Annotated in this window: 17 protein-coding genes; 3 read left to right on the plus strand and 14 right to left on the minus strand. The window is 59.4% G+C overall.

Features of this window, described 5'->3' with window-relative positions:
- Positions 1–112 precede the first annotated feature (112 nt).
- Positions 113–2,743, plus strand: a complete 2,631-nt coding sequence (gene rnr / locus G5S37_RS22610) for a ribonuclease R (RefSeq protein WP_165206914.1) — start codon at positions 113–115, stop codon at positions 2,741–2,743.
- Between the two features lie 339 nt (positions 2,744–3,082).
- Here the strand turns inward: rnr and polX are convergent, their stop codons facing one another.
- The 10 genes from polX to rpmH all read right to left on the minus strand — a co-directional run bounded on the left by polX (position 3,083) and on the right by rpmH (position 13,042).
- Positions 3,083–4,825 (minus strand): DNA polymerase/3'-5' exonuclease PolX, encoded by a 1,743-nt coding sequence (polX, locus tag G5S37_RS22615; RefSeq protein WP_165206916.1) that lies wholly within the window; start codon positions 4,823–4,825, stop codon positions 3,083–3,085.
- 58 nt (positions 4,826–4,883) lie between these two features.
- Complete coding sequence (locus G5S37_RS22620) at positions 4,884–6,146, minus strand: DUF1552 domain-containing protein (protein ID WP_165206918.1); 1,263 nt, start codon at positions 6,144–6,146, stop codon at positions 4,884–4,886.
- 18 nt (positions 6,147–6,164) lie between these two features.
- Positions 6,165–8,549 (minus strand): DUF1592 domain-containing protein, encoded by a 2,385-nt coding sequence (locus tag G5S37_RS22625; protein ID WP_165206920.1) that lies wholly within the window; start codon positions 8,547–8,549, stop codon positions 6,165–6,167.
- Between the two features lie 139 nt (positions 8,550–8,688).
- A complete protein-coding gene (smpB, locus tag G5S37_RS22630; RefSeq protein ID WP_165206922.1) occupies positions 8,689–9,150 on the minus strand; it encodes an SsrA-binding protein SmpB in 462 nt (153 codons plus the stop codon).
- Positions 9,151–9,268: 118 nt separating this feature from the next.
- Positions 9,269–9,487: a DNA-directed RNA polymerase subunit omega gene (locus tag G5S37_RS22635; protein ID WP_165206924.1), complete on the minus strand. Its 219-nt coding sequence runs from the start codon at positions 9,485–9,487 to the stop codon at positions 9,269–9,271.
- A 214-nt stretch (positions 9,488–9,701) separates the two neighbouring features.
- Positions 9,702–10,196 carry a R3H domain-containing nucleic acid-binding protein gene (locus G5S37_RS22640; protein WP_165206926.1) on the minus strand — a complete coding sequence of 165 codons (495 nt, stop codon included), beginning with the start codon at positions 10,194–10,196 and terminating at the stop codon, positions 9,702–9,704.
- A complete protein-coding gene (gene yidC / locus G5S37_RS22645) occupies positions 10,193–12,064 on the minus strand; it encodes a membrane protein insertase YidC (protein WP_165206928.1) in 1,872 nt (623 codons plus the stop codon). The genes G5S37_RS22640 and yidC overlap by 4 nt, the downstream gene beginning before the upstream one ends.
- A 50-nt stretch (positions 12,065–12,114) precedes the next feature.
- Positions 12,115–12,450, minus strand: coding sequence for a membrane protein insertion efficiency factor YidD (yidD, locus tag G5S37_RS22650; protein WP_165206938.1), 336 nt, complete (start codon positions 12,448–12,450; stop codon positions 12,115–12,117).
- Complete coding sequence (gene rnpA / locus G5S37_RS22655; protein ID WP_165206940.1) at positions 12,447–12,812, minus strand: ribonuclease P protein component; 366 nt, start codon at positions 12,810–12,812, stop codon at positions 12,447–12,449. The genes yidD and rnpA overlap by 4 nt, the downstream gene beginning before the upstream one ends.
- A 14-nt stretch (positions 12,813–12,826) precedes the next feature.
- On the minus strand, positions 12,827–13,042 hold the full coding sequence (rpmH, locus tag G5S37_RS32895; protein ID WP_165206941.1) for a 50S ribosomal protein L34: 216 nt from the start codon (positions 13,040–13,042) through the stop codon (positions 12,827–12,829).
- A 279-nt stretch (positions 13,043–13,321) separates the two neighbouring features.
- Between rpmH and G5S37_RS22665 the strand changes: the two genes are divergently transcribed.
- Together G5S37_RS22665 and G5S37_RS22670 are read left to right on the plus strand one after the other, a co-directional pair.
- Positions 13,322–13,807 carry a GNAT family N-acetyltransferase gene (locus tag G5S37_RS22665; RefSeq protein ID WP_165206943.1) on the plus strand — a complete coding sequence of 162 codons (486 nt, stop codon included), beginning with the start codon at positions 13,322–13,324 and terminating at the stop codon, positions 13,805–13,807.
- Between the two features lie 7 nt (positions 13,808–13,814).
- Complete coding sequence (locus tag G5S37_RS22670) at positions 13,815–14,132, plus strand: hypothetical protein (protein WP_165206944.1); 318 nt, start codon at positions 13,815–13,817, stop codon at positions 14,130–14,132.
- Positions 14,133–14,276: 144 nt separating this feature from the next.
- On the opposite strand, the gene G5S37_RS22675 is transcribed toward G5S37_RS22670, so the two are convergent.
- From G5S37_RS22675 to G5S37_RS22690, 4 genes are all read right to left on the minus strand, one after another.
- The gene (locus G5S37_RS22675; protein WP_165206945.1) at positions 14,277–16,466 is read right to left on the minus strand and encodes a polysaccharide biosynthesis tyrosine autokinase; all 2,190 of its coding nucleotides are present in this window, start codon (positions 16,464–16,466) and stop codon (positions 14,277–14,279) included.
- A 120-nt stretch (positions 16,467–16,586) separates the two neighbouring features.
- Entirely contained in the window at positions 16,587–17,054 is a 468-nt protein-coding gene (locus tag G5S37_RS22680; RefSeq protein WP_165206946.1) for a hypothetical protein, read from the minus strand.
- Between the two features lie 157 nt (positions 17,055–17,211).
- The gene (locus G5S37_RS22685) at positions 17,212–17,994 is read right to left on the minus strand and encodes a polysaccharide biosynthesis/export family protein (protein ID WP_165206947.1); all 783 of its coding nucleotides are present in this window, start codon (positions 17,992–17,994) and stop codon (positions 17,212–17,214) included.
- Between the two features lie 171 nt (positions 17,995–18,165).
- Positions 18,166–19,860: an outer membrane beta-barrel protein gene (locus G5S37_RS22690; RefSeq protein ID WP_206026109.1), complete on the minus strand. Its 1,695-nt coding sequence runs from the start codon at positions 19,858–19,860 to the stop codon at positions 18,166–18,168.
- Positions 19,861–20,185 lie beyond the last annotated feature (325 nt).

Consider the following 20,185-nt stretch of genomic DNA (forward strand, 5'->3'; position numbering starts at 1 on the left):
TAAAGTAAGTGGTAGGAAGCACACGATGCTCACGCCGCACCCGCCTCCGACCTGAGGCGCGATACATCCCCGACATGGGGCTCCCTGTACCCAGGGTTTGTCAGTCAGTTATATGGAAACCAAAATACTCAAATTGCTCGGACGCGCCGACTATGTGCCGTCCAATGTACCCCAGCTCATCGGAGGGCTTGGCTTGCACGCCAGCCAGCAGCAGGAGCTGCAGGAGGTACTGCACACGCTCGAAACCGACGGAAAAATTCTCCGTACCAAGGGCAACCGTTACATTCTCTCCCAGCCGGCGGACATGGTGGCCGGCATCATCCAGATCAACCGCGCAGGAAAAGGCTTCCTGCTGCCCGATGAACCGGGAGCCGTCGAAATCGTGATCCAAGAAGCCTCCACCGGCACCGCGCTGAATGGTGACCGCGTGCTGGTGCGCCGTGACGTGAAGCCTCGTGGCCTGCGTCCGAAAACAGCGAGTGAGGCTGAGGAAGTCACCGGCACCGTGGTGCGCATCCTGGAACGCAAGCGCAGCCGCCTCGTGGGCACGCTCAAGCAGGCGCGCGAGTTCCTCTACGTCGTGCCGGATGATCCCCGCATCCCCCACCACATCTCCGTGCCGCCGGCACGCGATACCGGACGCCCCGGAGTGGTGGGCGACAAGGTGGTGGTGGAACTCACCCACTGGGAAAATCGCTTCACACCGCCGGAAGGTGAGATCGTGGAAGTGCTCGGACCACCCGATGCCGAGGGCGTGGACATGCTCTCCGTGCTGCGCAACTACGGCCTCCCACTGAGTTTCCCCAAGGAAGTGCTCGATGAGGCAAACTCCATTGTGCATGGCCTGGGTCGCGCGAATAACGAGCCTTCCGAGGAAGATTTCGTCGGGCGTCTTGATTGCCGCGAGCACATGGTGATCACCATCGACCCGGATGATGCGAAGGACTTCGATGACGCCATCTGCCTGCAGCGCCAGTCGAAGGATCACTGGAAGCTATGGGTGCACATCGCGGATGTCTCCCACTACGTGAAGCCTGGCAGCCTGCTGGACAAGGAGGCCTATGAACGCGGGAACTCCACCTACCTCGTGGATCGCGTTATCCCCATGCTCCCGGAAGCACTCAGCAATGGGCTCTGCTCCCTGAAGCCTGGCGTCGCGCGCCTGACGAAGTGTGTGGAATTCGACCTGGCAACGGATGGCACGGTGGTGAAGGCCACGTTCCACTCCGCGGTGATCCGCTCCCAGCGACGCTACACCTATCAGGAAGCCTACAAGATCATCAAGGGCCAGCCGCAGGATGATATGGAGCGCATGCTGCATGCGGCGCACCAGATGGCACAGCGCATCCGCGCGAAGCGCTTCCGTACCGGTGCACTGGACCTTGAGTTCCCGGAGAACAAGATCCGTCTCGACGAGCGCGGTCGCGTGCTGCGCATCGAGCGCATCGAGAACGATGAATCCCACCAGCTCATTGAAGAGTACATGCTGCTCGCCAATGAAGCCGTAGCCGGCCGCCTCATGGCCCTGGCACGCCCTTCCGTGTACCGTGTGCACGAGAAACCCAAGGCCAAGCGCCTGGAGGCCTTCCAAGACGACGTGCTCGGTCATCGAGTCCCCTGCGGTGACCTCACGAAGCGTGATGAAGTGCAAAAGCTCCTGCGTACGCTGGAGAAGCTACCCATCGGCCCTGCGCTGAAGATTGGCTTCTTGCGCTCCTTGATGCGTGCACGCTATGCGGTGGAGCCGCTCGGTCACTACGGACTGAACAAGCAGAAGTACACCCACTTCACCTCGCCCATCCGCCGTTACTCGGATTTGGTGGTGCATCGCACCCTCTTCAACAACCAGCTCATCCCCGTGCCGGAGTTGAAGAAGACTGCGGAGCATATCAGCAACACCGAACGCGTCTCCTCCGACGCGGAACGCGACAGCAAGGATGTGAAGCTCTATGCGCACCTGAAGGCCCAGCTCAAGTCCGGTGAACTCCAGACCTACCAGGCTCTCGTCACGGATGTGCGGAACTTCGGCTTCTTCGTGGATGTCACCGATCTCGGCATGAGCGGTCTGATTCACCTCTCCTCGCTCACGGATGATTTCTTCATCTTCGATGATGTGCGCAATCAGCTCGTGGGCCGGCACACACGCCGTGTCATCAAACTCGGAGATCGACTGTCCGTGCAGATCTACCGAATCGACGAGACCAAGAAGCAGGTGGACTTCCAGCTTGCCCCGCAAAGTGGTGATGATGCCCGCGATGGCCGCGACCGTGACACCCGCAGGTCGGACTTCTCCCGCACACGGTCAGGCTCACGTGGTCCGCAGACACGCGAAGAGCGCTCCTCTCGCCCTCGGCCCGATGGTGTGCGCCCTCGTACCCTATTTCCGTCTGAGCAGAGGGAGGGTCCCCGCCCAGACCGTCCGGCACGCAAACCGGAAGTCGAGTCGCCAGAAGAACTGCAGCTGGCCTCTGGTCGGAAGCGCGGTGGCAAAGGTGGTCCCATGCAAGGCAGGCCGCCCGGCAGCGAAAGTGACGGCGGCGGATTTAGGGGAGGCTTCTCCAAGAAACGCCCGCACAGCTCCAAGAAATCTACACCTCGCCGTGACCATGGCCACGGAGAAGGCACAGGAACTGGCAGTAGCAGCGCTGGACGCACGGATGGCTTCGCCAAAAAACGTCCTTTCAAGAAAGGACCTGGTGGGTTTGCGAAGAAGAACTCAGCGAAGCGCGGCAAGAGGAAATAAGAAGAGAGCCGGCTCTACCAAAGCAGCCCCAACTACCTTGTCCCTCAAACCGTATGAGCGTCAGGTCAGCTGTGTGGAATCCGTGACGCGCAGCGTCCCTGGACTGCGTGCAGCCCTGCTGCCGCTTTCCAGAGTCTGCAGCCTGCTGCAGCGATGGTGACACAAGCTCGCGGTGCTATGCGTCCTGAAAACTTGGCGACTTCGTCGCGGTGCAGCGTGCAGCAGGCTGCACGCAGTCCAGGGATGCTTCGTATCACAGCATCCAGATCAACCGCGTGAAACTCCCTCTCTATGCCATGTCACAGGGCCTGACACGATTCGCTAAGTAGTGCGTCAGGTCTATGATTCCCTCTTCACTCTCAACGCCTGCTCCACCTGCCCCAGCGGCAGGCAGTTGATCACATCCTCCCGCGTGAGCCAACCCTTGCGCGCGATGCGGGCGCCGAAGAAGACATCCTGCAAACCACGCGTGCTGTGTGCATCCGGATTGATGGCGCACTTCACGCCCTTCTCCTTCGCCATCTTCCACCAGCGCCAGTCCATGTCGAGACGCCAGGGATTCGCATTGATCTCAATGATGGTCCCCGTGGCTGCGGCTGCCTCGATGATCTCAGGAATGTTCACCGCATAGCTGGGACGTGATAGCAGAAGACGACCCGTGACGTGACCCAGCATGGTCACATACGGATTCTCAATCGCCTTGATGATACGCTTCGTCATCTCCGCCTCGGAGAGCGTGAAGAGGTTGTGCACACTCGCCACCACGTAGTCGAGCCCCGCCATCACTTCATCGCTGAAGTCCAGCGCGCCATCCTTGAGAATATCGACCTCACTGCCAGCGAAGATGCGGAAGCCTTCCTTCGCATACTCGGCGTTCAGTTTTCGAATCTCCTCCACCTGCGCAGCGAGACGCGTTTCGTTCAGCCCATTCGCTTGGAAGGATGACTTACTGTGGTCTGCGATGCCCAAGTATTGCCAGCCCACTTCCTGGGCCGCTTCCGCCATCTCACGCAACGTTGCTGCACCATCGCTGGCCACGGTGTGATTGTGGAAGCAGCCGCGGAGATTCTGAAGCTCCACGAGACGCGGAATCTTCCCCTCCTCTGCTGCTTCGATTTCGCCGGTGTTCTCACGCAACTCCGCAGGAACCAGATCGAGATCGAGGGCGCGGTACACATCCGCCTCCTCCAGGCACTTCGGCGGCTCCTTGCCGTTGCCGTTCGCCACGGGAGTGAAGCTGTACTCATTGAGAGACCATCCACGCTCTAGCGCGCGGCTGCGGAGGACGATGTTATGCTCCTTGCTTCCGGTGAAGTACACCAGCGCGCAGGCGAACTCATCATTCGTCACCACGCGCAGATCGCACTGCACTCCGCTGTCGAGCACGACGCTCGCCTTCGTCTCACCATGGCCCAGCACCTGGGTCACTCCGGGCATGTGGACGAAATCCTCCAGTACTTCCTTCGGGCGACGTGAGGCCGCGAGGAAGTCGAGATCATGCACCGTCTCCTTGCCACGGCGATAGCTGCCGCCCACTTCCACGCGGGAGACATCCGGATGATCGCGCAACATCTCCAGTACGCCCATGACGATGGGCGCCACCTGCTCCTGACGGAACTCGTGCGCATGGCTCTCGCGGAAGCTGATGCCCTGCAGCAGCTTCTCCGCCGTCTTCGCACCGAAGCCCGGGAGCTTCGCCGCCTCACCGTTTTCACAAACGCGCTTCAGGTCGGCGATGGACTTCACGCCCAGCATAGCGAACAAGGCGGCGATCTTCTTTGCCCCAAGTCCCTGCACCTCGAACAGCTCCAAAATTCCATCACCGAACTCGGCCTTGAGCCTCTCGTAGAACTCCAGCTTCCCAGTGCTGGCCAGTTCATGCAGCTTCTGCTGAAGCGCATCGCCAATGCCCTTGATGCCGCCGAGGTCATTCGCTTTCGCGCGCGCCACGATGTCACCGCTGAAGTTCTCCACCACATCGGCTCCTGTCGTGTAAGCGCGGATCTTGAAAGGGTTCTCTCCCTTGAGTTCCAGCAGCCGCGCAATGTTGCGCAGCACCTCGGCCATCTGTTCAGCGGTCATGGCCGCATGGTGGCGAGATGACCTCAGATGTCCATGGGCAAAGTGGTGGCCACCTCGTCTACACTCCCGCCATCTCCAGCCCGCGCATGGTGCCGGTGCTGGAGGCGAAAGAGGAAGACTCGATGCCCAGACGCTGCAGCATGCTGACGAAGAGATTGGGCAGTGGGTAGTTGTTCTTCTGGTCGAAGGCGAGGTGCTGGCCGTGCTTGAACCCACCACCAGCGAGAATGACAGGCAGGTTCGTCGTGAGGTGGCCGCTGGCATTGCCGAGGTTGCTACCCAGAAGCACCTGCGTGTTGTCCAGCAAACAGGAACCACCATCCGTGCTTTGCTTCAAACTGCCGAGGAATGCCCAGAAGGCATCGATAGTAGCACGCTCAATCAGCGCAAGCTGGCCCATCATCTCCGGGTTCTTCCCATGGTGTGAGAGGGCATGATACGCCTGTGTCACCCCCTTGATGGTGGGAACCAGTCCATAGCCCGTTCCACCCAGCGCGATGACGCGGGTGGAGTCGGTTTCCAGAGCGAGGCGAATCACGTCGAAGTTCGCCTTGAAGGTGCCGACGAGATCCGTGCCATCGATTTTGCCGGGCTGCGTCGCATTCACCTTCGGTTTCGGTGTCTGGCTCCAAGCCTGAGCCTTGGAGAGACGCTGCTCCGTCTCGCGTACAGCAGTGAAGAACTGGTCCAGCTTGTCACGGTCAGCAGCACTCACCTTGCCCTCCATGGACTTCGCATCTTCCAATACCGTATCCATGATGCTGCGCCCCTGATCGAGCTCCTGCTCCTGCGCGGCGATTTCCTTCGGCGTGCCGGTGAGGAAGAGCTTGGCGAAGGCCTTCGCGGGAGACTGCTCCACGGGAATGGGCACACCATTCGCCGTCCATGAAAGAGAGTGGTCACCTAGCGTGAGTGAAGCGAAGCGGGTCTTCTCACCAATCTGCTTCGCCACGTACTGGTCCAGCGAAATGCTGTTCTTGAAGCTGCGCGAGCCCGGATGCGCTGCCGCGGTGAGGAAGGACTTCTCTGCCGAGTGACCACCATCCACATCCGGATGACTCACACCGGAGAAAACGGTGAAGTCGCTACGCAAGGCCTCGCCCGGCTTCAAGTACTCGCTCAGTTCATAACCCGTGCCTGTGCCCGTTGGGAAGAACTTTTCACCGAGGAAACCCAAGGGAATGTTGATGGCCACCATGCGTCGCGGTGACGTCGCCGCAGCAGCAGCGGCTCGTGTACCGGGCATCATCGCTTCAAGTAGCGGGAGCGCGAGGCTCACACCGGCTCCACGGAGGAAGGTTCTGCGGGAAAGTTGCTTCATGGCAGTGGGCGGTAGGTATTACGGAGCAGCAAAGAGGTCACTGGCGGCAATCTCATGCACCAGCGTGCGCAAGCCATTCCCCTTCGAGGCCGCCTGTTTCACAATCGCCTGCAACGCCTCACGATCCGAGAAGCCCAGCGTGCGGCCAGTCGCATACGTCATGAGCTTTTCCGTGAGACAATGGCTGAAGGACTCCTGCTGGTTCATGAGCAGCTTCTTGAACTCACGGATGTCCGTGAACTTCTCTCCCGTGGCGAGGTTACCGCTGGCATCCACAGGCGCCCCCTCTTTCACAGAGCCGTAGCCCTTCTCCTCGTTGTGCACCACCCAGCGGGCGTAGTTCGCACGATAGTCTCCAATCGGATCAAAGCTCTCCAGAGCAAAGCCGGGCGGGTCGATTTTCTTATGACACGCGCTGCAACTTTCCACGCTACGATGCTTGGCAAGCTGCTCACGCACCGTCTCGGCGCCACGAATGTCCGGCTCGATGCCCGCGGTATTCGGCGGAGGTGGTGGCACGTGCTGGCCGAGGATATTCTCCAGCACCCACACGCCACGTAGCACCGGTGAGGTCGTAGTTCCGTTTGCCGTCACCTTCAGCACCGCCGCTTGGGTGAGCACTCCACCACGCACGGAGTCCTTGGGCAACGCGACGGGACGCAATGCAAGTCCCTGCACCTCTTTCGCATCGATGCCGTAATGCTCCACCAGCCGCTGGTTCAGCATGGCGAAGTCGGAATCAAGGAAGTTGGAAATAGGGAGATTCTTCGTCAGCAGATGGCGGAAGAATCCTTCCGTCTCCCCGATCATGCTGATGCGGAGGATTTCGTTAAACTTCTTGTAGAGCCGCTCGTCCGGCACGGTCTCGTTGATCTGGCGGAGCTTCAACCACTGGCCAGTAAAGTTCTTCACGAAGGCCTCCGCCCTCGGATCCTTCAGCATGCGCTCAACTTGGTCATCGAGTTGCGTCCGATCCTTCAGGCCACCCTTGGCAGCCACTTCCAAGAGCGCGGCATCCGGCTGGCTGCTCCAGAGGACATAGGAAAGCCGCGCGGCCAGCTCTATATCGGAGACGCGCGCAGCATCTGGAACCTTCACCTCATTCAGATAGATGAATCCCGGCGAGCACAACACGGCCACCAGTCCACCCTGCAAGCTCTCCAGAAATGGACGGCCTGCATCGAGCTGCTTGCGCACCAGCGTGACATATCGCTGCACTTCCGCGTCCGTCACCGGGCGACGATAGGCGCGTGGCATGAAGCGACACAGCACGGTCTCGGCATCTGCGATAGTGCCCTTGGTGACATCAATATCACCTAACAAACGCGTATGACTCTCTGGTGGCCATTGGTCGATGATCGGTCCGGTGATCTCCACCTTGCCAAAGCCGACGCCGCGATACGGCATGCCAGGGACCTTCTTCACATAGCCAGGGAATCCCTGCGGGAAGAACTGCAGCGCATACTTCGGCTCGAGATAGGCCTCGACCTCAAACATCTTCGGCTCCGGTCCCACCTCGTAATAGCCGATCATCTTCGAGTAGGCTGCCACGCCTGCGAAGTTCGAGGCATTGATGCTGAAGTACTGGATGTCCTGCGTATTATGCGCGGCTGCCTGGAAGCGATAGCGATACCGTCCTGCGACCGGCGTGCGATAGGCGCGGGTGGAGACCTTCGAGTAGTCCGTATCCGTGGTGGTGTAGCTGATGATACGCCCATCCACGAAGCCGTAGTCCCCAGAGTCGATGTACTTTTGCACCTCGCTGAGCGAGTCCACCGTGACCGTCTTCGTCTCGGGACGAGGTGTCGTGAAGATGGCGGCCTTCACCGCGAGCCGTGCGGCATCCAGATAGCCTTGCATCTGCTCTGCGGAGAGCGCGAGGGCCTCACCGTTGTTGTCGAATCCTCCGGCCTGCTGGTCCGCGGGAAGCAGGTCCTTCACCTCCACCTGCACTGCCAGCAGGTCGCGGATGGTGTTCTCGTACTCAATGCGATTGAGCCGGCGCTGCACCACTTCACGGCGCGCCTTGTCCGCCTGCGCAAGACGTGGAGACACGGTCGAGAGAAACTGCTCCAGCTCTGCCGCAGCGGGACGTGGTTGTTTGGCGGGCGGCATCTCGCCGGCCTTCACGCGGTCAAAGACGGCCGTCCAGAGGTCCGTCTGCTCCTTGCCTTCCATTGATGGCAGCAGCTTCTCCAGGTTCAGCCCACCCTTGGCCACATCCGCATCGTGGCACTCCATGCAGTGCTGCTCGAAGAACTTCGTGGAGCTCTTCTGGAAGTCACCCGTAGGATTTGCGAGCGCTCCGCCTGCACTAAACAAAACTGAGCCCAATCCCATCCCCAGCGAAATCGATCTCACCATGGAATGACGAAACAAAGCCGCCAGGAGGCGTCGGAGCATGGGTATGGTCGCGCGGAGCAAGCGGACAAAACGAAGCCAAAGGCAAGACCCTTGCTTGATGGGTCAATGAATTCGGAAAGGTGGCACTCTCGGGCAAAATGCCGCTTTAGCGCCAGGCCATCCTGGTCGGATGCCTACCCTACTTCTTGGCTCGCTCGTTGAAGCGGGCCATGTCGCGTTGTGCTTCACGCATCTCGGCCTTCTTCTTGAGGTCCTGGCGCTGGTCTCCCTTGGTCTTGCCCTTGCCCACGCCGATTTCGATCTTCACACGGCGGTTCTTCCAGTAGGCACGCAGGGCCACGAGGGATTGGCCCTTCTGCTGGCTGGCCGCCCAGAGTTTCAGGATTTCGTTCTTGTGCAGCAACAGGCGGCGTGTACGCCGGGCCTCATGCTGCTCATGGCTGGCCTTCACATAGGGCTGGATGTCGCACCCATAGAGGAAGCACTGACCGCGCTCCACCCGGGCAAAGGCGTCGCCGATGTTGATATGGCCCAGTCGCACGGACTTCACTTCCGTGCCCTTCAGTTCCATGCCTGCCTCCACCTTCTCCAAGATGTGGTAATCCCGGTGCGCTTTGCGGTTGGTGGCGATTTCACTCATGACGGCATGCCCGATTGAATGCCCTCCTCAGCAAGGCATCCTGTTTCGCTGTATCCAATCGCGAAGGCATGTGCCTTCGCGTTCATCCTTCGATTGTTCCGCGGCGGTACGCCGCTTCTTAGTCCTGCTTGGGGAACTCGTCCTCAAGGCGTTCCACCTTGATCTTGCCTTCGATGATTTCCAGGAGGGCGACATCCGCCTCCCGCATGCCCGGCTTCTTGTCGATGAGCGCAGGGCGGCCCAAGGTCAGCTGCTTCACGCGCTTGGACACCATGTTAATCAACACGGGAAGTTCCGGGACGACCTGAGCGGCTTTTTCAACGAGTTCGGATCTCATAGCTTGGACTGGGAGGCCGCCGAATGCGCCCATGCCGGCGGCTTTGGTCGAAAGGGGCATGGAAACAATGGAGGCCATGGAGCGAGGATGGTTTGGTGTCTAAACGTCCCACGCACTGACATGCGGGGAGCCTGAGAGATAAGCACAAACAGGCCGGAACGCAAGCACAAGGTGTGGAACACCCCTTTTCGCCTCCGAATTCAACCCTCCCATTTCAGGGCGCGTCGCCAGCAGCGGCCACCACTTCCTGCCCCGCACTCCCCCGCTTCTTCAGCGTGATGCGTTTGAACCGGCCGTCCCCCTTGGCGCTTTCGCTAATGATGTCCGGGTCATCCACGAAGAGATTGTGCACCAGCCGCCGGTAGTAGCTGTTCATGGGGCTCAGCGCGATGGCATGGCCGGAGGTCCGTACCCGCTCCGCCTGCTGCTTCACCTTCTCCAGCATGTTGTCCTCCCGCATGGTGCGGAAGTACTCCACATCCACCCGAATGCGGGGGGCCTTGGGCTCGCGACGCTGCAGGATGCGGTTCACCAGGTACTGGATGTCATCCAGCACCTCGCCGCGGCGCCCGATGAGGGCGTCCGGCTCTTCCGTGAGAATCTGCAGCGTGGGACCGTCCGGGCCGTCATCCTCTTCAATTCTCACCACGAAGCCGAGGTACCCCAGCATGGTGTCGAGAATCTTGCGAGAATGTTCCAGCGAGGTCATGTGTTGGGCTTGCGGGTCGATTTCGCACCACCACCGCCGGGACGCAGGGTCTTGGGTTTGTCCTTCTTCTGCTTGTTGCCCGCGGAGTAGGACGACATGGATGACACAGAGGCCGCCTTGGTGTCAATCACCGTTTTTTTTTCCAGCACCGGCTCCTTCTGCCAGATGCGCGTGAGCTGTGCCTGCACGATCATGAAGATGTTCGTGAACGTCCAGTACAGCGCCAGCGCAGAGGCGAAGTTATAGCAGAAGAACAGGAACATGAACGGCATGAACATGAAGATGCGCTGCTGCATCTTGTCCACGGTCGCCGGCTGCGGCGTCAGCTTCATCTGCAGGAACATGGTAAGGCCCATGAGCAGCGGCAGCGGGTTGACGTCCAGATGGAGGAAGAACAGGTTCAGCCTGGCCACCGTGTCCGGCAATGAAAGGTCCTGCACCCACCAGATGAAGGGCTGGCCACGCAATTCGGCGGCACTCTTCAAGGCGGTGTAGAAGCCGATGAAAATGGGGAACTGCACCAGCAGGGGAAGACATCCGCCGACGGGATTCACCCCGTACTCGCGGTACATCTTCATCATCTCCTGATTCATCCGCTGGGGGTCATCCTTGTACTTTTCCTGCATCTCCTTCATCAGAGGAGAGAGCTTGCCCATCTTCTTCATCTGCGCGTTGGAGCGCGCCTGCAGTGGCCACAGGAGGCTGCGCACCGCCACGGTCAGCATGATGATGGCCACACCCCAGTTGCCCGTCCAGTCGTGGAACGTGCGGAGTGCTTGCACCAGAAACCGGCTCACCCAGCCAAACCAGTTCCCGTAGAACATGACCTGATTGAGCTGGCGACTGAAATTGCCGTCTGCCGTGTCGATCGCGGCGAGGTCCCGATAGATCTTGGGGCCGGAGTAGATGCGGAATTCCACCGTCTTTGCCGCGCCAGCTTCCAGTTCCACCGGGGGAAGGCTCATGCCACCGTGGATGGCATGGTCTGTGGCCGCCTTGCTGTTGTCGGCAAACTCATCTTTGGAGTGGTCGATGAGGAAGCGCTCCGTCCAGGTGCGGGACGGAAGGTCCTCCTTGTTGTTGATGACCGTGGCGTAGAAACGGCTCATCACGCCTACCCAGCGTGTGCGGGGAAGGGTGTTTTCCTCGTAGACGATGGCCTTTCCCCAGCCGAGCCAGTTCGGACCGTCGCGGAAGCGGCTGGTGTGAATGGCGTGCGGATCACCAGAGTCATTCCAGATGAAAGCAGGGCGCTCAATTTCATCGGGCCGCAATTCGGAGGCGGAGCCGGTATAGATGAACCAGTTGTCCCGGCTGATTTTTGCACCGCTCTGGTTGGTGAGGGTGATTTTGAAATCGAGAAGGTTGTCGCTGACCTTCGGGCCCGTAGAGAAGCGGTACTCCTTGCGGATCAGCACCTTCTCAGGCGACACGGCCTCGAAGATCACATGCTTGTCACTTTTCTCGACGACCTTGTAGTTCAGGTCATCGTAGCTGCGCGCCGCGGTGCTCAGGGCGCCGATGGGAGCCTTGCCCCACTTGTTGAGTACCACCTTGTCCTTGGTATCCAGAAGGTAGGTCTTGCTGACGCCGCCACCTTTGCTGGTCAATTCATAGCGCACATTCGTGCTGGTGAGTTCCACGGTTTCCACTGCTTCCGCTGGTACAGAAGGAGTGGACGCAGTCGCGGCTGCAGAGCCAGGAGTTGCAGCAGTAGCGTCGGTGCCAGTGCCAGCGGCCGGGTTGGATTCCGCCGCAGCCGGTACGGGCGGGACAGCCTGAGGCTCCGGCTTCGGAGTCAGGTAGACGGCATTGATGATCATGCCGACAACGCAAAGGGTCACTACGATCCAGGTCTTTTTGTCCATGTCAGGATTCGGGAAAGAAAATTGGGGGTGGGGGTAAACGTTCTCGCGTTCTAGGCGGACTTACGCATCAGTCCGCCATCATCGCGAGGAGGAGACTGGTGCTCCGAAGATGAGCGGTGGCAATCGCAATCCGCTCCGGGGTCATTCTTGTCACGGACCGGGGGAACGGGATCATGCCCGCTTCCGCCCCAGGGATGGCAGCGACAAATGCGCTTGATGCCCATCCAGCTCCCTGGCAGTACGCCGTGGGTTTCCACCGCCTCAAGGAAATACATGGAGCAGGTGGGGGTGTACCGGCAACCTCCTGCCGGTCCCGCGGCGAAATGGATGACCGGGGAGATAAACCGCTTGTAGAAGCGTATGGCGATCCGGATGAGGAATTTCATGGGGTGCCGGGGACTGCTGCCTCCTGCTGGAGGATGCGGGCACGCCGGGCGGCACGCATCCAGTCCTGCTTCAGTTCCTCATAGCTGGCCTCCAAGATACGCCAGCGGGCAACCGTCACCACCCAAACGCCATCCTGAATTGCAGACTGGCGGATGATTTCGCGCAGGCGGCGGCGGGCAAGATTGCGTTGCACCGCTCCACCGACCTTCCGGGAGGTGATGACTCCCGAGCGCCAAAGGCCACCGTCCGGGTGGCGCAATGCATTCACTATCACAAACTTCCCGGAGACGCTCGTACCCTCAGCCCGCACACGGGCAAACTCAGAAGATGAGCGCAGGCGACGCGCGGCGGGAAGTCGCATGGCGGCTCGCAGCCTCAGTAAGTGGGCCGGGCCTGGGCAGTGCCCTTGGGAGTGTGCTGGCGGGTATGACGCTTGAAGTGCACTTCCACGCCCTTCGGAAGAAGACGCCAGCGGCCTGCCTTGCGGCGGCGGCGCAGGATGTCCTGCCCCTTCTCGGTTTTCATGCGGGTACGAAAGCCGAACTGCTGCTTGCGGGTGCGCTTGGAGGGTTGGTAGGTGCGTTTGGGCATATTCTCGCGGGGAGGTGAAAAGGGTATCGGAAGCCACCAGCGCGACAGGGTCGGATGGAAGGGGCAGGCAAACTACTGGGCAAGCCGTAGTTGTCAAACTGGAAGTGGCACGACTCCGCAAGGCCAACGAGTCCGCCCTCCCCTACCCAAGCAGAGTGAAACCTCTTGCCGGACAGGAATTTTTCCCACGGCTCAGTACCTTTGATTCAAGCTGCCCGCGAGCCGCAACTTTCAGGGTTTGAATTTTGAGTTTGGCTGGCTTGGAGTATGCTGGGGAACATGGTCATCGACTCCATCACTTCTGACCCACGCATCGAGGCTGCCACACTGGAAGATCTGCCGCAACTCACGGATCTGGTGATGGCGCTCATGGGCGAGGAGGAAGACTTTACGCCGAACCGGGTGAAGCAGGAGCACGGGCTCAAGCTCATCCTCGAGCAGCCCAGCCGCGGCCGCATCTTTGTCCTGCGCAATGACCACTTTGTCATCGGGATGGTGAACCTGCTTTTCACCATCAGCACGGCGGAAGGCGGCTTCGTGGTCGTCATGGAGGACGTGATTGTCCACCCCATGCACCGCGGCCAGGGCTACGGCTCGCGCCTTCTGAAGCGCGCCATCGAGTTCGCCCGCGAAAAGAATTTCAAGCGCATCACGCTGCTGACGGACAAGATCAGCGCCGAGAGCCAGCGCTTCTTCCAGAAGCACGGTTTTGTGTTCTCCCACATGATTCCCATGCGCCTGGTGTTCCCCGAAAATAACACCTAGTCCTCTCATGAACCTGCCGGACACACCTCTCAGGCCGTCCGTATGGTGGCATGGTCTGGCGACCATTTCCGAGAACGAGGCCGTCGCCGCCGATGCCACGGCCTGGAGTCTCGTGGCCCTGCTCGTCTTTTGCACCGTCTGCTTCCTGGGCGGAGCCCTGGTCCTGAGAAAACGCGAACACGATCGTCCCACGGAGTTGGAAAACGAAGCGCCGCGAAGCCACGTCCAACGTCCGGAAAGCTCACAAAAGGCAGACAACAAGGAAGAGGATCCCAAGCGGCAGCCATGGGAGCGCGGAGCCGACTGGTGGAAGGATCAGGGCTAGCACTCCCGCCTTCGGGTGCATGACAGGCGCCCCCGCCTCCCCTGTCCGAGGTGCTACGATCTGCGGTGATCAGAAAAGAAAAAACCGTGGATGGGTCATCCACGGTTTTTATGAAGTTGCAGTATTGCTGACAGTTCCCGCAGCTTAGGTGGACTGCGGAGCACCCTTGCTCTTGGAGCCCACGGAGTAGTAGCTCGCGTAGTTGTAGTAGGTGTACTCCTTCAGGCTGGTGCTCGCGCGGTTGAGGATGATGCCACCGACATTCACCTGGCGATCATACAGAAGGTCGAGCGCCTTCGCAGACAGGCGGGCCATCGTGGAGGACATGCGCACCACGAAGAGCACGGTGTCCATCTTCGGCGCGAAGCTGGCCGTATCATCCGCTACCAGCACCGGAGCGCTGTCGAAAATGATGTAGTCGTACTCCTCGGTCATCTCGCGGATGATTTCATCCGTAAGCGGCGAGAGGAACAACTCAGAAGCCTGATCCACCGCTTCTCCACGGGGCAGGACATGCAGACCACGCGTGCCACTCTCAAGCACCGCATCCCGCCAGTGCATCTGGCCATTGAGCACCTCGCTGAAGCCGGGTGAACCGGGAATCTTAAAGAGCTCGCTCACGCCACCGCGGCGAAGGTCCGCGTCCGCCAGGAGCACCCGGGCTCCACCGAGCGCCATGGTAATGGCCATGTTCGCCACGGAGGTCGTCTTGCCTTCGTTTGGCACCGCGCTGGTGACCAGAATGATCTTCGGCGGCTTGCCTCCTGTCCAGTTCTTGAACAGAATGGACGAGCGCAGGTTGCGGAAGGCTTCCGCATAGAGGTGCCGGTCATCACTGGGCCGTATAAGTGCCACATCACCACGACCACCCAGCTCGGGGATCTGACCGAGAATGGACTCGCTGGGGAACAGGGCCTGGAACTCGCTGAAGGTATTCATGCGGTCATCCAGGCGGTCAAACAGGAGCAGGATCACGGAGCCCGCCACGAGGCCGGCGACAAGAGCAAGTGCAATGGGCAGGAAAAGCTCACGCGGCTTCGGCGCAGCAGTGCCAGCCAGTTCAAGAATGGCCACCAAGTCAGATTGGGTGATGCTGGTGGTGTCAAGCTGAGCCAGCTTGTCCTTCCAGGACTGGTGATCTTCGACCATGCGCTTGTACTCGCTGTCGAGCTGCTTGTAGGTCACGATCTTGTCGTTCGCTTCCTTGGCCTTCACACTCCACTCGGCAATGGCCTCTTTCAGGCCGTTGACCTTGGTCTGGATGCCGTCGAGACGTCCCTTCATTTCCTCTTCACAGCGCGTCTTGTAGATGGCCACCTTCGACTTGGCCTCGCTGATATCCTCGTCCACTTGCTTGATGGAAGGGTGCTCAGGACGGTAGGTGTTAAGCAGCTCCTGCCGCTTCGCCTCCATGAACATCATTTCATTTTGAGCTTCCAGATAGCGCGATTCCATGGGGGAAATGCCACCGGCAGAAGCTGGCATCGAGCTCGTCTGCGCCATGGGAAGGGTATTGTTATTGCCCTGCACCGTCGGAGTAATGGCATCCGCCGCTGAGGGCATGGAAGGCATGGTGGAAGAACGCTTGTCCTGCTGACGCAAGTAGTTGTCCAAGCCCATGCGCTCCATGATGCGCTTTTCGGTCTCATACATGTTCAAGGAATTCTCAAGCTGCACCAGATAAGCGCCGGCGCGGTTGAAATTCCCCTCGAACATGGTGGCATCATTGGCCTTGAGGAAATTCTCCAGGGCCAGCTTGGCAGTGGCCACATCCTTTTGCTTCTCAAGCACTTCCTGAATCACCTTGCCCAACGTTCCGCCCACGGAGTCCTCGATCATCTTCTTGCGGAAGGCGATGTACTCGGAGAGCAGTTCATTCAGGAGGGCCTGCGCGTACTTCTCCTCAGTTCCCGTGGCGGTGACGTTGAGGATCGAAGACCCCTTCGTCTGAGTCACCTGGATCTCCACATCGATCTCCTTGAGATCTGGATGAGCCATGGCCACTCGCTCCTTGGCCTTGGTTCTAAGACTTGCACTTTCCAGAAGCTCAATCTGGGTGCCGTAGAAATCTTGAATGAACGCACTAGCCATGAAGCCGGCGTTCTTGTCCGAAAGGTCGATCTTCGTTCCCACATGCAGCTTGCCCACCGCAATGAACTCCTGGGGGCTGCTGGTCACCGTAATCGCGGCATACACCACGGCGATACAGGATGTCAGCAGCAGGAACCACCACCGTCTGCGGAGCAGCACTTTGTAACGCTGGAGCTTGGCTGAGGTCTCGTGAAATCGATTCAGCGAGTTTGCCGAAGTCTGGGCGGAGTAAAGGGATTCCATAAATGAGCGAAATGAACTGGCGAATTTTAGCTTACCAGATTGAGCAAGTGTTCAAAAGAAAATTTTGTTCACATTGCCCCCACGATTGCAGCCGTATGAGACCTGCCAGAGTGGAGGACGTTAGAACTTGATGAGTTTCCGGTCGATAACAATGGCGTCACCAGGCAGAAGAGGGAGATCATTTCCCGGCATCGGCTTGGCCAAAACCTTCCGAAGGCTGACCACGAGTGTCACATTGCCCCTTCCGGGGACGCTTCGGATGACTTTTACGGTGTCTTTGGCGGAGGAGGTCGGTCCTCCGGCCCGAAGAACAGCACTGACGGCCCGTTCGTCCGGAAGAAGTGTGTAACGACCCGGGTGAAGCACCTCTCCGGAAATGGTAACCTCGTCCCTAAGAGGTCCGGCCGATACAGCAGCTGTAGCAGAAGGAACCGGCGGAGACGACACTCCTGAGGTATAGGCAAGGTAGGCCATCGGCAGTACCATCACCAGAGCCAGCGTCAGCAGGAAGACCCGGCCCCACCACGAATTATTGGCTTTCCGCGGCGCGGAAGCCGCCTGCCTGGGCAAGCTGGTGGGAACATCCATGAACGGTCGACTGGGGAGAGGAAGCGCGGCCGCCCGATTGCTGCTGTCACCCCGCCACTCATTTCGGGACCATTCCCAAAATCCCCTCCACCTCCCCGGCGTACAGCTCAGGACGGACGGCTCGGCACGGCAGAAAGCTGCAGCGCCGGGCGAAGTCTCAGAAGTTAATCAGCTTTTCTTCGACGATAATGGTGTCGTTGGGAAGAATGGTGATGTCCTTCTCAAGGCGACCTTTGGTCATGACATCACGAAGGTTCACCACGATCGTGACGTTGCCCTTTCCGGGGACCTTGCGGATGATCTTCACGGCCTTGTCCTTGGCGAAGGGGGCAAAACCACCAGCGCGCAGAATGGCCTGACTGGCGGTCAGCTGGTCTTCCGGGGCAAATTCATACTTACCCTGGCGAATGACCTGGCCATAAATGGTGATGTAGCCCATGTCTTCGACGACATAGCCGCCACCCTGGCTGCCACCCGGCCCCACGGGCCGCTCACGCTCGAGCGCAACAATGACCGTGGCCTGCTGGAAGTATTGCTTTTCCAGCTCGGTCTTCATGTGCATGGCAAGTTCGCGGGGGGTGCGACCCGCCGCCTTCACCAAGCCGATGTACGGCGCAAAAATATCACCGGAATCCTGAATCATCAGGCTCTTGGGCTCGGCCTTGTCTTCCACGATACGGAACACAATCTGATCCTTGACGCGGAGCTGACGGGAATTGTCGAGCTGGCTCATCGAGGTGATGCGCGCTGCAGAAGCGGCAACATCATCCCGCTCTTGAGACGCGGTCTGCTGTGGGGCAGCTGCTTGCATCTGCTGCTGACGCTGACGAGACGAACTCTGCTGCTGGGCAGGGAGGAAACCAGGATCCTGGGCGACAGCAATCATCTGGCCGGCTAACAAGACCGCGGCGGTGGCGGCATGGGGAAGAAGGCACTTCATAGAAGGTAGGGCAGGACTGAATTGGAATTTCGAATGCGACTAGGACAAGTTTCCCTTTTCGGTGTTCGAACTGCAAGAGGATTCATTCGCGATTCCAGGGGCCGTTTCAGGCCTCCCGCAAAACGCAATGCGCCGCCGTGGTTCCAACTTTGCCGTCTCGCCCCCTTGCCATCAGAAATTGTAGTTCATCGACATCACGAACCGGTTCTGGTCGAAGCTCTGGCGGCTGTCCTCGGCATCCGTCGTCAGGTAGCGGTAGCCCACTCCTACGTTCATCTTGCGATTGAAGGCCCAGCTCACGTCGAGAGAGAAAGCATGCTGGTTGTAGTCGCGAAGCTCGATGTTGGAATCGGTATTGCCGTAGTGGTAGCCAAGGCCAAGAACGAGGCGGCTGTTCAGGCGGTGCGTGAGCAGCGCGTCGACACCCCACTGCTCCACGTCTTCCGCAAGGCGGCCGCCGGAGTCTTCAGCATCTTCGTAGTAGGTGCTGACCGTCAAACGGGAACCTCTCCAGGCAATGAGTCCCACCGCGTAGGTGACATAGTCAGCCGTGAGGAAGTTCGAGCTGGTGTTGAGCGAGGACTCGTGACCGAAGCTGAGCTGATGGGAGATGCGGGCGTTAAGCTGGTTGAAGAGGGTGACGTTGTAGTAGTAGTCGTCTAGTTCGCTGTTGGTGTCGAAGCTGCGGCTGGCAGCAGTGACGTCATCCTGCTGCTTCTGGATCTGCTGGGCGGCCAGCTGATCCTGCAAGGCAGCCTGCTGCTCCTGGATGGCAACGAGCTGCTGCTGAGCTGCCACCGGATCGGGTGAGGTAGCCACGTTGATGGAGGCTGCCTGGTTTGAAAGCGAATCGATTTGGGACTGGGTCGAGGCGATGTCCTGATCCGTCACGCTGCGCGTGAAAGTCGGAGGTGAGTCGAACTCGAAGTGCTGGTAACCACCCGAGGCCTTCAAGATGGTGCTGCGGGTGATTGGCAGGATGAGGAACACGCCGGCACTGGAAGTGATACCGTCATTGTTGAATTCCTCGTCATAGTTGATCCATGAAACGCTGCCTTCGATACCCACCGTGTAGGTGCCCGTCGGGGTGTATGCCAGGGACGCCGAGATGGAGTCGACCATGCGGTCAGTCTCGGAGAAGTTGTCCTCCAGTGCGATGGAGTCAGAGTGGTTGAAATTGACGGAGAGGCTCGTCTTCGAGTTGAGCGCCCAGCTCATGGCCACACCGATGTCGTTCTGGAACACACCAAAGACGTCCAGATCGTCCAGCGCAAATTCGGTCTGGGAAGCCGGACGCACGGAAACACGGTCGTAAATGACGAACAGGATGTCTCCCACCATGACGTCAAACGCGAGCGTCGAGCCCGGAAACACATTCAGATTGAAGTCTTTGCCGTTGGGGCTGTACTCGGGGTGGTTGAAGTAGTGGTCCACTCCCAGCGTGACCGACAGCGAGAGTCTCTGCTGCTCGGTGATCTGATAGTTGGCGTCTACGTTCATGTAGAGCCCTGCGATAAAATCATCGACGGGGGCCGACCCCGACTGGTTGATGTTGTCGTTGTACTCAACGTTGCCATTCAGGCCCAAGCCGATGTTCACCGGACCGAGCTTGATGTTGCGCTTACCTGCCAGGAACGGATCCGTGATATAGGTGGGCGCGAAGAATGTGGTGCTGGCGGGGTACGGGCCGGAAGAGCTGGTATAGTCGGCAGCTCGGCGACGCGAGGCCCCGATATAGGCGCCACCACGGATGTCATCCTGGCCGAGCGAACGGCCTACATTCTCCTCCAACTGCGTGCGCTCGCCGAGCGGACGCTCCTCAGGGGTAGATTCACCGCTGTACTCGCCGCGGTTGAAATCATACACCCCTGCGGAACTCGTAGCAGATTGATCCTGTGCAGCTTCCTGCTGCCTAAAGAGGGCAGCACGACTGCGCAAGTCATCAAAAAAGAGTCCCGTTTGGGAAGGGGCTACGCCCGTTTGGGCCGAGGCGGTTGTGGCTAATTGATGGGCGGCGAGAAGCGAAAGGCACGCAGCAACAATTCTGGGGAGATGAATTTTTGCGCAGGGAGTCATACAAAAGGCTAAAAAAGAGGGCGATGCATCGCCATGCAAGCAAAGCGCCCCCCCCTTGTCGAGGAGATTTCGTCACGCTTGGGAAAAAAGTACGTCACTTGAAAACACTTTGAGA

Origin of the sequence: Roseimicrobium sp. ORNL1, assembly GCF_011044495.1 — a bacterium.
In the GTDB taxonomy this organism is placed as follows: Bacteria; Verrucomicrobiota; Verrucomicrobiia; order Verrucomicrobiales; family Verrucomicrobiaceae; genus Roseimicrobium.